General features: G+C 47.9%; 12 protein-coding genes. 7 read left to right on the top strand and 5 right to left on the bottom strand.

From position 1 onward, the window contains the following. Nucleotides 1-40: 40 nt before the first annotated feature. The 4 genes from QZ209_RS00780 to QZ209_RS00765 all read right to left on the bottom strand — a co-directional run bounded on the left by QZ209_RS00780 (nt 41) and on the right by QZ209_RS00765 (nt 5,978). Nucleotides 41-1,021 carry a TIGR00341 family protein gene (locus tag QZ209_RS00780; protein ID WP_294343497.1) on the bottom strand — a complete coding sequence of 327 codons (981 nt, stop codon included), beginning with the start codon at nt 1,019-1,021 and terminating at the stop codon, nt 41-43. A gap of 126 nt (nt 1,022-1,147) precedes the next feature. Beyond that, complete coding sequence (locus QZ209_RS00775) at nt 1,148-2,125, bottom strand: calcium/sodium antiporter (protein ID WP_294343495.1); 978 nt, start codon at nt 2,123-2,125, stop codon at nt 1,148-1,150. Nucleotides 2,126-2,307: 182 nt separating this feature from the next. Further along, entirely contained in the window at nt 2,308-4,722 is a 2,415-nt protein-coding gene (locus tag QZ209_RS00770; RefSeq protein ID WP_294343493.1) for a phosphoketolase, read from the bottom strand. A gap of 32 nt (nt 4,723-4,754) precedes the next feature. Beyond that, complete coding sequence (locus QZ209_RS00765; RefSeq protein ID WP_294343489.1) at nt 4,755-5,978, bottom strand: acetate/propionate family kinase; 1,224 nt, start codon at nt 5,976-5,978, stop codon at nt 4,755-4,757. Between the two features lie 375 nt (nt 5,979-6,353). Here QZ209_RS00765 and QZ209_RS00760 point away from each other — a divergent pair, with 375 nt between their 5' ends. Continuing rightward, nucleotides 6,354-6,515, top strand: a complete 162-nt coding sequence (locus QZ209_RS00760) for a YqaE/Pmp3 family membrane protein (protein WP_294343486.1) — start codon at nt 6,354-6,356, stop codon at nt 6,513-6,515. A 12-nt stretch (nt 6,516-6,527) separates the two neighbouring features. Next, a complete protein-coding gene (locus QZ209_RS00755) occupies nt 6,528-7,013 on the top strand; it encodes a hypothetical protein (protein ID WP_294343485.1) in 486 nt (161 codons plus the stop codon). Nucleotides 7,014-7,127: 114 nt separating this feature from the next. On the opposite strand, the gene QZ209_RS00750 is transcribed toward QZ209_RS00755, so the two are convergent. Continuing rightward, on the bottom strand, nt 7,128-7,256 hold the full coding sequence (locus QZ209_RS00750; protein WP_294343483.1) for a hypothetical protein: 129 nt from the start codon (nt 7,254-7,256) through the stop codon (nt 7,128-7,130). Nucleotides 7,257-7,371: 115 nt separating this feature from the next. Between QZ209_RS00750 and QZ209_RS00745 the strand changes: the two genes are divergently transcribed. The 5 genes from QZ209_RS00745 to QZ209_RS00725 all read left to right on the top strand — a co-directional run bounded on the left by QZ209_RS00745 (nt 7,372) and on the right by QZ209_RS00725 (nt 12,903). Beyond that, nucleotides 7,372-7,959 carry a gamma carbonic anhydrase family protein gene (locus tag QZ209_RS00745; RefSeq protein WP_294343480.1) on the top strand — a complete coding sequence of 196 codons (588 nt, stop codon included), beginning with the start codon at nt 7,372-7,374 and terminating at the stop codon, nt 7,957-7,959. A gap of 388 nt (nt 7,960-8,347) precedes the next feature. Beyond that, nucleotides 8,348-9,406, top strand: a complete 1,059-nt coding sequence (locus QZ209_RS00740; protein ID WP_294343477.1) for an adenosine deaminase — start codon at nt 8,348-8,350, stop codon at nt 9,404-9,406. After that, nucleotides 9,381-9,902 carry a hypoxanthine phosphoribosyltransferase gene (gene hpt, locus QZ209_RS00735; protein WP_294343473.1) on the top strand — a complete coding sequence of 174 codons (522 nt, stop codon included), beginning with the start codon at nt 9,381-9,383 and terminating at the stop codon, nt 9,900-9,902. Before QZ209_RS00740 ends, hpt begins: the two co-directional genes overlap by 26 nt. Before the next feature lie 197 nt (nt 9,903-10,099). Further along, entirely contained in the window at nt 10,100-11,275 is a 1,176-nt protein-coding gene (locus QZ209_RS00730; protein WP_294343471.1) for a homocitrate synthase, read from the top strand. Beyond that, entirely contained in the window at nt 11,272-12,903 is a 1,632-nt protein-coding gene (locus QZ209_RS00725; protein ID WP_294343500.1) for a sigma 54-interacting transcriptional regulator, read from the top strand. Before QZ209_RS00730 ends, QZ209_RS00725 begins: the two co-directional genes overlap by 4 nt. Nucleotides 12,904-13,312: the final 409 nt, after the last annotated feature.

Here is a 13,312-nt window from a genome sequence, read left to right as displayed (position 1 = left end):
TGTTTGAATTGGCAGAAACCTTTTTCAATATAAGAGCACTTCAGAGAGAGAACGTTCTAACGTAAATAACCAGCCCCAGCAAAACGAGAGTAACCACCCAGACAACAATGTACCTGAGCATGGCCTTGCTGGCCTTTTCTTTTTCCCACCAGGTTCTTGGCCGTATACCCTTGAAGAGAAACACGAGTTTGCATGCAAGGTTTACGCTAACCACGTTTACAGCAAGAAGAAGTGCCGCACCTGCCGCGAGATCGATACGTGCGTGCCCGAGCATCAGTCCGAAGGTGGCTGCGGGAGGAAGCAGCGCAACCGCCACCATAACGCCGACAAGAACACTCGGCAATCCGGTGCTGAGCGAAAGCGCTGCTGCCGCCCCCGAAGCGAAAGCCAACGCTATTGAATCCAGACCTGCATCCGTGCGAGCGATAAGCTCAGGGCTTGTCAGGGGAAACGGCCAGACAATTCCCATGACAACGGAAATGGTTACGGCAAGCAATACTCCCGAAAACAGCGTTTTCAGGGAATTCTTCATAAGAGAGAGATCGCCGAGCGCCGTACCGAGCCCGAATGCCAGATTCGGGCCAAGCAGCGGAGCGATTACCATCGCCCCGATAACAACGGCAACATTGTTCTCGATCAGCCCTATGGCAGCAACGATCGTGGAAAGCATGACAAGTACGAGGTAATTGATATCGAGTCGTGCGTTTTTCTGAACCTCCTTATACAGTGACTCACGTGCCTGTGTTGCTTGTGCCTCCTTTTCCTGCTGCTCTTCTGTTTGTTTTGGAAGAGAAATATCGATTGGATATACCAGCAGTTTCGCATAAGACTGTGCTCCAAGAACGCCCTGAAGAGCATCCAGCACCTCCTGCACCTTGTCATCCGTTACGACAAGCCGCATGGGCTGTGAATCGTCCTTGTCCTTCAGCCCGGTACGGAAATCACGGGCTTTGTGCTTCTCGGCAATAGCTGCAACAGTTTTTACACTGCCTTCATCAGCGATAACCTCGATGAGTTTCATAGCTCTATGGTTGGATACCCAGACTTATCGGGATTGATAACAGAACAGCGAGAATTCAGAGTCGACAACCTGCACCTTTTGATTTCTCACGTTTGCCTTTTTCCTTTTTTTTACCTTAGCCTCTTTCTACCCCGTAACTCTCCAGATGGTGTATCCAAGATACAATGCGAGCAGAATGGCCCCCTCCCATCGCACAATTCTTTTTTCATCCGTGATACTCATAGGAAGCAGGAACAGAGCCAGCAGAAGCATCATGAGCAGGTCGGTAAAGCCGCCTCTCTCTGGAACGGTAATCGGAGTTATAGAGGAACATAACCCGTTGACAAGCAGTACGTTGAAAATATTCGACCCAACAACATTGCCTACTGCAATATCGGCTTTCCCCTGAAAGGTTGCAACCAGAGAGGTAACCAGTTCAGGAAGACTGGTACCAAAAGCCACAACAGTCAGACCAATAATAACCTGCGGGACAGCAAGCGTTTCGGCAATGGCAACCGCAGCATCAACCGAAAGTTTCCCACCCCCAAGCAATCCGGCGATACCACCGACAAACATCCCGATATTCAGCACCGTATCTCTCAAGCCTTTGCCTCCTGCAAATTCCTCGGCCTCTTCGACCAGGCGATCTCTTCGTTTCTTCATGAGATCCCCGATAGTATAGTACATGAATACCCCGAACAGCATCAAAAAAACCAACCCATCCGAACGATCGAACATACCCTGAGCCGAACGGAGAAACACGTCACTTCCCGCAACCAGCGCTATAGCGGAAACGAGAATCAACATCGGTATCTCCCTGGAGATAATAACGCTTTCGATCGTCAAAGGCCTGATGACAGCAGTCAATCCGAGAATCAAACCGATATTGGCAATATTGGATCCAATAATATTCCCAAACGAGATTCCGCTGTTCCCCTGCAAAGCACCGAGCAGGTTGATCGAAAGTTCAGGAGCACTGGTACCGAAAGCCACCACCGTCAAGCCGATCACCAGAGGGGACACTCCCAAATTTCTTGCCAGGGCAGAAGCGCCGGTCACAAGAAAATTGCCCCCTCCGAGCAAAAGGGTCAACCCGAGAACAAGAAGAAAACTGTCGAGAAGCATAAACGATCAGCAGGTTATCAATGTGTCGTAACGACGAAATACACTCATATTACAACGAAAGACATCAAAACATAATAATATGAAACAAATACCATTCTCAGAACAATCCGTTTTTCACGCATAACGATAAGAACCGTCATCACGTCACATGAATACCTGTTCGGTTACAGACAATCATCTCTTTACCATTCCCATTTCCAGTCCTGGATTTCTGGCATATCCTGCCCATGTTTGCAAATATATTCCTTATGATCGATGAGGCGGTCACGAACATACTGCTTCACGTAAGCAGCCCTCTGTCGAAGACGGGGAACCCGATCGACAACATCGGCAACAAGATGAAAACGGTCGAGATCGTTCATCACCACCATATCGAACGGGGTGGTTGTCGTACCCTCTTCCTTATACCCGCGCACATGAAGATTCTTGTGATTTGTCCTGCGATAAGTCAGCCGATGGATCAGCCAGGGATAGCCATGATATGCGAAAATAATGGGTTTATCCGTGGTAAAAATATCATCGAAATGCCTGTCCTTAAGACCATGCGGGTGCTCTTCTACCGGCTGCAGGGTCATAAGATCGACAACATTGACCACTCTGATTTTCAAATCCGGAATCTGACGGCGCAGGATATCGACAGCGGCAAGCGTTTCGAGCGTAGGAACATCACCTGCACATGCCATCACCACATCGGGATCCCCGTCATCAGTATCATTCGAGGCCCACTCCCAGATACCGATGCCACTCGTACAGTGCTTGACGGCAGCATCCATGTCAAGCCACTGATACGCAGGTTGCTTTCCGGCAACGATCACGTTGATGTAGTTCCGTGAACGAAGACAGTGATCTGCTACGGACAAGAGCGTATTTGCGTCCGGCGGCAGGTAAATCCTGATCACATCGGCTTTTTTGTTGACAACATGATCGATGAATCCGGGGTCCTGATGAGAAAAACCGTTATGATCCTGCCTCCACACATGCGATGTCAAAAAGTAGTTCAAGGATGCTATCGGTCTCCTCCAGGGAATTTCATCATTGGTTACTTTCAACCACTTGGCATGCTGGTTGAACATTGAATCGATGATATGGATAAAAGCCTCATAGCAGGAAAAGAAACCATGCCTGCCTGTAAGCAGGTAACCTTCGAGCCAACCCTGGCAGGTATGCTCGGAAAGAATTTCCATTACTTTTCCATCGGGAGAGAGGTGATCGTCTTCAGGAATTATCTCTCCCATCCATACCCTTTCCGTTTCCTCGAAAAGAGCACTGAGACGGTTGGATGCCGTTTCGTCCGGTCCGAAAACCCTGAAATTTGATGCACTTGCGTTGCGCTTCATGATATCGCGGAGAAAACGAGCCATCGGTTTTGGCGCTTCGGCAATGACCGATCCGGGTTTCGATACCTCAATTGCGTAATCCTGAAAATCAGGCATCCGAAGCTTCTGGAGAAGCAAACCACCATTTGCATGGGGATTGTCACCCATCCTTCGCTTTCCTTGCGGGGCAAGTTCCTGGAGTTCGGCTTTCAGTGCCCCCTCTTCGGTAAACAGCTCCTCAGGTTTGTAACTTTTCATCCATGACTCCAAAAGCATCAAGTGCTCGGAATTTTCACGAACGTTTGAAAACGGCACCTGGTGAGACCGCCAATAGTCTTCCGTTTTTTTTCCGTCCACCTCTTTTGGTCCTGTCCACCCTTTCGGGGAGCGTAATACAATCATAGGCCATCGTGGACGCTCTACGTCTCCATTTATTCTGGCCCTGTACTGAATTTCCCTGATCTCGTCAAAGCAACAGTCGAGGGTTGCTGCCATCGTTTGGTGCATGGCTTCGGGATCACTCCCTTCAACGAAGTATGGCTTGTAACCGTAGCCAATCATGAGATTCTCCAGCTCTTCGTGCGATATCCTTGCAAGCACCGTTGGATTTGCGATTTTATACCCATTGAGATGAAGAATAGGAAGCACTGCACCATCACACTTTGGGTTGAGGAACTTGTTGCTGTGCCATGCTGTCGCCAAAGGCCCCGTTTCCGCCTCTCCATCGCCGACGACACAGGTCGCAATCAGATCTGGATTGTCGAAAACCGCACCGTAAGCATGAGACAAAGCATACCCTAATTCACCTCCCTCGTGAATAGAACCGGGCGTTTCGGGTGCAACATGACTGGGAATCCCCCCGGGAAAAGAGAACTGCCGAAACAGACGTTTCATTCCTTGTTCATCGAATGACACATCAGGATAATACTCGCTATAGGTCCCCTCGAGCCAGACGTTTGATACCAGCGCAGGACCACCATGCCCTGGTCCGGCGATATAAATCATATCGAGATCTCTTGCCTTGATAACACGGTTCAGATGAACATAGATAAAATTCAGGCCGGGTGTGGTTCCCCAGTGACCCAATAGTCTTGGCTTGACATGCTCGGGCTTGAGCGCCTTTTTCAACAACGGGTTTTCCAAGAGGTAAATTTGCCCGACAGAGAGATAGTTGGCTGCCCGCCAGTAAGCGTCTATAAGTTTCGCTTCTTTTTTCGAAAGCGAGTTTTTAGTCTGTGACTCGATCATCTGGTCTCCATTCATCGTTTTACACTCCCTCATTTATGTGGTTCATCTGTTTAGTAACATAAAACTTACCGTAAATTTTCACTCAATAGCGTATTGGTATGGCGAGCGATCATAAGTTCTTCGTTGGTTTTCATAACTCTGACGGTGACATGCCCTGTTTCTTGCGATATAACAGGCATATTCAAACCGTTTTTTCGCTCATCGACATGTACACCGAGAAACTCCAGCCCGGAACAGATACGTTTTCGTATAGCTGCCGAGTGTTCACCTATGCCTCCGGTAAAAACAAGAGTATCGAGCCCTCCCAGTGTGGCAGTAAGTGAACCGATATGTTTCTTCGCCTGATAGCAGAACAGTTCTATCGCCTGATGTGCTGCAGCGTCATCCTGTTCCATGTCAAGAAGGTCACGCATGTCATTGCTTCTTCCTGACACTCCAAGCAGTCCGGAACGGCGGTTGACCATATCCTTTATCACTTGCGGACTCAACCCATCCTGTTCCAGTAAAAATAAAATAACTCCCGGATCGAGATCCCCTGTCCGGGTACTCATTACCAAACCGCCAGCCGGAGAAAACCCCATTGTCGTATCCACGCTTTCTCCATGTAATACGGCCGTCATACTTGCTCCATGCCCAAGATGGGCAAGTATGATCTTTTCTTCGAGAACCTCACGCCCCCCCTCGAGCCGTTCGAGATCTCCCAACAGATACTCACAGGAAAGGCCATGAAATCCGTAACGCTGTACCCCCTGGCTTCGAATGGCCACAGGTAAGGGATAGAGCCGGGCGACAGATGGCATGGTATGATGGAAAGCCGTATCGAAGCAAGCAACCTGCAACACACCGGGAAGCAGGGCCTCGACATGTTTGACGGCTTTCAAGGCATGGGGAAGATGTTCAGGTGCGAAAGGACTCAATTGTTCGAGTGACTCGATCAACACAGGAGTGATAATTTCTGGAACGGTGAATTCAGGCCCTCCATGCACCATGCGGTGCCCGATCGCATCGGGCGTAGGCATCTGGCTTCGGGTCAAGAGCCATGAAAAAACATGAACACATGCTCTTTCATGATCGGAGACAGCGATAGACTCCTCTACGACAGCTCTCCCCTTTGCATCTCTGACAAAAAAACATCCGCTATCAGAACCTATCCTTGTCAGGGAACCGGAAAAAATAACGTTTTCAGCCTCTCCGATACTGTATAACGAAAACTTGATGCTCGAAGAGCCTGTATTGATCGAAAGAATATACCGCATAACCTTCTTGTCGCTTCTCTGCATACCAAACATATCGAAACATTGTTCATCGCACTACGATGCTCCAATGGGTCTTAAAACAATAACCATACCCACGGGCAAATAACCTCTTCTTATCAACGTAAATCATTCAAGCCAACCAGCCGAAAAACAGCATCTGTTTTTTCCGCAAATCTTTCCGGCAACAGGTCAATGCACTATAAAGAAACGATAACCGGAGAAGACCGGAAACGGTTAACGAAAATGTAACGCAATATGCATATTAATCGATCAACCGGCCGACTCTTTCCTGAATATCTCATATAAATCGTAACTTTTCCATCATCATCTGTACACTCTTGTTTTCAACAAAGATCTGTTCAGTTACCGATAATAGCATCCTTGACAAAAAGAAAGAAGACATATTCTATGGAACTGCTCAAAATCATTCTTGCAATTCTGTTGCCGCCTCTCGGTGTCTTTTTACAAGTCGGTCTCGGCAAGCACTTCTGGCTCAACGTTGTTTTAACCATTCTTGGTTACTTACCTGGCATTGTTCATGCGGTGTGGGTAATTGCCAAAAACAAATAAGGAGAGATGTTCATGAAAGGCATCAACTTCGCCATAGCCATGGGAATAGCGATACTTCTCCCCATGCTTGTCTTCTATGGTGTCAAAACCTTCAGCCCCGCGCCGAACTGGGATGATTATCATACCAGCCAGCTCATCGAAAAGCCACCGGCAGAAAATATCACCCCGGAGAAAAAGGCCGAGATAAACAAACAAAGAGAAGAAGCATCGGCTCGATTCAATGCAGCAAACAAGCAGCATCAGATGCGTTTGTTTTTCACCGCGGTTCCTGTAGGCTTGATCGCCGTTATTGCAGGAACCTTCATTCGGGTTCCGGCTCTTGGCCCCGGTATGGTGTTCGGAGGTATAGTTACACTTGTCGAAGGCTATCTGTTCAACTGGCCGGAGCTGAGCGACCCGATCAAGTTCGTTTCTCTACTGATGGCTTTGATTGTACTCGGTATAACCGCTTACAGGAGACTTGGCAGTGATGAAAAGAAAAAGGCACTCGATGACTGATCTTTCGCCCAAAATCTTTCAACTTGCAGCATTTTCCATTGCAAGCTGTCTTCTTTCAAGAGCACCCGGACCGGGTGCTCTTTATACCGTTTCTCAAAGCCGGACCAAGAGGTGTCATACAGTACTCATTTCTGCTAACCTGCTGGCTATAGGCAATCGCGGCAATGCAAACGTGACATCTTTCTGCATGACAACGCTTCGCTCCCTGACACGTTCAGCCATCTTCATGCAGACAGCATTCATATCGGACTCGATATCGATGCCTCGCTGACAGGTTCACAAGAAAGAAAACAGTAAGCCCCATAATTCACTAAACTGCAGCGCCTCTATGCTCATCAGCCATCAAGGAAAAAGCCCGGTGATCCATCCAACAGCTTACATTGCGCCGAACGCCGTTGTCTGTGGAGATGTCGTCATAGGTAAAAACAGCTGGATCCTGTTTGGCGCCCAGGTCATTGCAGAAGGCGGGACTATACAAGTCGGAAGCGAATGCATTGTTATGGAAAATGCCGTCCTGCGAAGCTCAACCAGACACGATTTGAAAATCGGCAACAACTGCCTGGTCGGTCCCAATACCCATGTAGCGGGTTGCATAATCGACAATGAAGTATTCATTGCCACCGGTGCAGCCGTATTCCATGGAGCACATTTGGAAAAAGGCTGTGAAGTCCGGGTTAACGGTATCGTCCATCTCAAGACAAAAGTTTCAGCCGGAACAACCATCCCGATCGGATGGATTGCTGTCGGAGACCCTGCAAAGATTTTTCCGCCTGACAAGCACGAACAAATCTGGAAAATCCAGGAACCGCTCAATTTCCCGCTTTCTGTTTATGGCATTGACCGTCAAGAGGCAGACATGATCAAAATTACACGTCGGTTATCGACCGTACTCGGCTCTCATAGAGATGACGTAATCAAAATAAACAACCAAGACAAGGAGCCATAGCATAACATCTTCAGCGAAAAAGCTGGGTGAACATTCAAGAACAAGGAGACGAATGCATAAAAAACTGAGCTGCAAGTGAAGCAGGCTGCATTTTCCGATTGCATCATCAAGAAAAAGGAAAAAGAGATCATCACAATAGACCGCTCTGTTCATATTGAAATACGAGTCTTATATGCAGCGGCACATCGAGTATGCGTCAGCAACAGGAGCAACCTAAAAAAGATATGCAAAGTGATTGCTTCGCTGGCCCTTACCTGAAGGAGTAGATTCACCTCATCAATCGGGAGTGTCGAACACACACGACGTTTCAGGGAATACTGCATAACAGGCGTGATGAGTCAATCATATTCCTGCCTCATACCACGCTTTTTTGGTATCTTGCGATACTATGAAAACCTTCATCGAGGCAATACCCAAAGCTGAACTGCACCTCCATATCGAGGGCACACTTGAACCTGAGATGATGATGGCAATGGGAAAACGCAACAGCGTGCCACTTCCCTATCCCGACACAACATCTGTCCGGAAGGCATATGCCTTCGATGACCTGCAGTCATTTCTCGATATTTATTATAATGCCGCATCAGTGCTGCTTCACGAGCAGGACTTTTACGACCTCACAACAGCGTACCTGAAAAAAGCCGTCACTCAGAATGTACGTCATGCTGAAATCTTTTTCGACCCCCAAACCCACACATCCAGAGAAGGCATCGATTTCGACATGGTCACGAAAGGAATACACAGAGCACTTCGAGATGGTGAAAAACAGCTCGGTATCACCACGAAACTATTCATGTGTATTCTTCGCCACCTCAGCGAAAAAGAAGGATTGGAAACTCTCGAACAGGCACTCGACTACAAGAACATCATTGCAGGTATCGGCCTCGACTCTTCTGAACTCGGCAATCCACCCGACAAATTCAGAGAGCTCTATAAACGCGCGCATAAAGAAGGGTTCCTTACCGTTGCACATGCAGGTGAAGAGGGACATGCAGACTATATTTGGCAGGCATTGAACATTCTCAAAGTCGCGAGGATCGATCATGGCGTTCATTGCATGGAAGACGAGAAGCTGGTTGAAAAGCTGGTTGGATCGAAAATTCCGCTCACCGTATGCCCCCTCTCAAACGTCAAGTTGCACGTTTTTCCTTCGATGAAGAAACACAACCTCAAAAAGATGCTTGACAGAGGACTTCTTGTCACGGTAAACTCGGACGACCCTGCGTATTTTGGCGGATATATCAATGAAAACTATATGGCTATCCAGGAAGCGTTGAACCTTGACCGGAAGGATATCATTCAGTTTGCGGTTAACTCTTTCATCGCTTCGTTTCTTCCCGAAGATACCAGACAGCGGTATCTTGAAGAAATAAAAACATTCGTGCAGCAGGCACATGAAAAACAGACCGAGACAATTTCCCATGACAAGCAAAGAAACAGTCGTTGAACTTATTTCAGCAGAAAAAATACAACAACGCGTCGGAAAACTCGGCAAGCTGATATCTTCCGATTTCGCCTCTACAGAAAGACTGATTGTCATCTGTGTACTGAAAGGGGCGTTCATGTTCACTGCCGACCTCGTACGCTCGATCGAAGTACCTTGTCACATCGAGTTTATACAGGCTTCAAGCTACGGTAATGGTATTCAGTCATCTGGCAAGGTCTGCATTACCGGCACTATCGATGTTACAGGACATGATATCCTGGTAGTAGAGGATATCATCGATACAGGCCTTACAATCAGCAGAATCAGTCACGAATTCCTCAATTGCAATCCCGCTTCGCTTAAAATCTGTACGCTGCTCGAGAAACCTGCTGCAAGAAAACACCCGGTAACCATCGATTATTTGGGATTTACCGTCCCGAACAGGTTTATCGTAGGTTACGGCATAGACTATGCCGGAAAGTATCGACAACTTCCGTTCCTCGGAATCCTGGAGTGAAACCTCCATTTGTTCACTCCCGGAAAACATCTCCCACACACTCAGGGTACCCTCACAAGAAAACCACCAAAATGTTTAAAATATTTTTATTTTTTAAAACAATAACCTTATTTATTTAGAATAAAGAAGGTTTTAAAATTAATTATTTCCGATAAAAAGCATACAACCAAGACAGGATCGAGAAGCCTGAAACCACTATGAGCAATGTTACGCCACATATGCATCCCCCTTTGTTTACCCCGTGGATCATCGATACAACACTTCGGGATGGTGAACAAGCCCCCGGTGTTGCTTTTAGCCCGTCAGAGAAAAAAGATATCGCAAGGAAGCTGGCCGCAACCGGAGTCGATGAATTGGAAATCGGTTATCCCGCTATCAGCTCCGAAGAACAGAGCGTCATCAGAGAGATCGTGTCAATGAATCTCCCTGTACGCTTGACCTCCTGGTCAAGAGCAACAAGGGCAGACCTCGAATGTGCAAGAGCAGCCGACACCGAGGGTATTCACCTCAGCTTCCCTCTCTCGGAACTCTACCTGAACCTTATGGAAAAGGACTATGCATGGGTTCACCGCCAATTGGAAACACTCATACCGGAGGCAAAAAAATATTTCAGCTTTGTGAGCGTTGGTGGTCAGGACGCTACGCGAACCAATGGCAAAACTCTCGAAACGTTCGTTCGAGATGCTTCTGCATGTGGAGCGGACCGGGTACGTATTGCCGACACTGTCGGCATTGCAACCCCGTTGACACTCATACAGCAGATACAGCATCTGAAATCCTCGGCTTCTGTAGCTCTCGAATTTCATGCCCACAATGATCTGGGAATGGCCACGGCAAACGCATTCAGTGCTATCGAAGCAGGATGCGACGCAGTAAGCGTCTCCGTTACCGGGCTTGGAGAACGTGCAGGAAATGCAGCCCTTGAAGAACTTGCCGTCGCGCTGAAACTATCGGGACAATACCCTATTTCCATAAAAGCCGAACTGCTGCATTCTCTCTGTGAAACTGTCGCAAAAGCCTCGAACAGACTCATTCAAGACCAGAAACCTGTTATCGGTAATGCTGTTTTCCAGCACGAGTCGGGAATTCACTGTAATGCCTTGCTTAAAGACCCACTATCCTATCAGCCTTTTTTACCAGGCGATATCGGCAAAGAGAGCTATGAGCTTGTCATCGGAAAACATTCAGGCAGTGCTTCGGTCCAACATATTCTATCGACCAGAGGCATAAACGTTGATCGTGAACAAGCGAGAAAGCTGCTCCCGAATGTCAGACTCGCCGCTGATAAGAAAAAATGCAGGCTTTCTGCTGCCGAACTGGTAAACATATACACACAATGCTTTGTCAACCCTCAGGACACATGCAAAAGATGAGAATCCCGGTAAGTGAAAAAACAAAGACACTCAGCCTTCTTGCAGAAGTTAGCAGGGCCTTGAATTACACCAAAGATATCAACAAGGTACTCCGGGACATACTCAGCATCATGTCTGAACATACCAACATGATACGGGGAGTCATCACCATCCTGAACCGTGGGACAAATGAAATTGTCATCAATGAATCTTTCGGACTCACCGAAGAAGAACAGGCCAGGGGACGATACATGCCCGGCGAAGGCATCATCGGAAACGTCGTCAAAACCGGCAGGAGCAGAATCGTCCCCAGGATTGACGAAGAACCGCAGTTCCTTGACAGGACAGGATCGAGAAACCGAATCGATACCGAACACCTTTGCTTTGTCTGTGTACCGATCAAGGCTGACAATGAAGTCATCGGCACACTCAGTACTGACCGGCCGGTTTTTACGGATGACAATCATACTGGAAAAACCTCGAATCAGATGCAGGAAAAAGAGTCTGTCGAAGAGCTGGTCGATCTTCTCTCTATCATTGCCGCCATGATATCGCAAGCGGTCCGTATTAAACAGCTCGATCAGGAAGAACGGCAGGGAGAAACGCAAAACAATTCCCCCGACAAGCAAGAACCTTTTTCTTTCTATCGCGGTGATGTACATGAAAGCGACGACGAACTCTACAGCGCTCAACACCGCCCCGCCAACATCATAGGCAGCTCGAAAGCGATGATCGCTGTTTTCAGAATGATAGACAAAATAGCACCAACGAACGCCACGGCACTCATTCTCGGTGAAAGCGGTGTCGGCAAGGAATTGGTTGCAAGCGCCATACACTATAAAAGCCACCGAGCTGAAAAGCCCTTTATCAAGTTCAATTGCGCTGCCCTGCCGGAAAGCATCATCGAAAGTGAACTGTTCGGGCATGAAAAGGGCTCATTTACCGGCGCCACAGCCAACCGGCGGGGAAGATTCGAGCTTGCCGACGGTGGAACGATTTTTCTTGACGAAATTGGCGAGCTCACGCTGCCTGTACAAGCCAAACTGCTCCGGATTCTTCAGGAAAAAGAGTTCGAGAGAGTTGGTGGCTCCAAAACACTGAAAACCGACATCAGAGTCATTGCAGCGACCAATAGAGACCTTGAAGAAGAAATTGAAAAAGGAAAATTCAGAGAAGATCTCTACTACCGCCTGAACATTTTTCCGATAACAGTTCCTCCCTTGCGTGAACGAAAAGCAGACATACTGGTGCTCTCCGACTACTTCGTTGAAAAATACAATGCGCTAAACTTCAAGGGCGTGCGAAGAATATCGACACGAGCCATAGATATGTTTATGCGTTACCACTGGCCCGGCAACGTAAGGGAACTTGAAAACTGCATCGAGAGAGCAGTGATTCTTAGCGAAGACAATGTCATACACGGCTACCATCTGCCACCGACACTGCAAACCGCTGAATCAAGCGGCACACCTGCCAGCGGCTCTCTGCAGCAGAGACTCGATGCCATCGAACATGAAATGATTATCGAGGCGTTGAAACGCACCAAAGGCAACATGGCCAAAGCCGCCATGCAGCTCGGCCTCACTGAACGAGTGATGGGACTACGTGTCAAAAAATTCGGTATCGACTACAAAAAGTACAGGCCGTAAGATATAGAGGTTTTTCACGAGGAAGGCCCGAAAACAAACGAAACACGAGAACGCAACTCTGCCTACTCCTGCACGCTGCGGACAGAGCAACCGGAGATTCCATCATCGACATCGACGACAAAACAGCTCCCATCATAACTCAGCGAATAGTACCTGCATTCCCACTGCCACTTATCGAAGATGCCCAGAAAAGCGCACATTACATGAGGCCGTAGAATGGATTGAAGTCAAAACGACCACCACCACCGAGAGCCCTAAAAATCAATACGGCAATCACCTATCTCCAGCCAAAGAAACGCTGCAAAACAGGTAATTCATGATCCCTCGTTTTCTGGTTTCATAACCTTGTCGACATGTAACTCACCGACATGAAGACGGCCAACCTTCAGCTCGTCAACTTCCAAACCTT

The sequence above is a fragment of the Prosthecochloris sp. genome (genome assembly GCA_015482705.2).
Lineage (GTDB): Bacteria > Bacteroidota > Chlorobiia > Chlorobiales > Chlorobiaceae > Prosthecochloris.
Note: the sequence above shows the minus strand (reverse complement) of the source record. Positions and strands in the feature narration are given on the sequence as shown.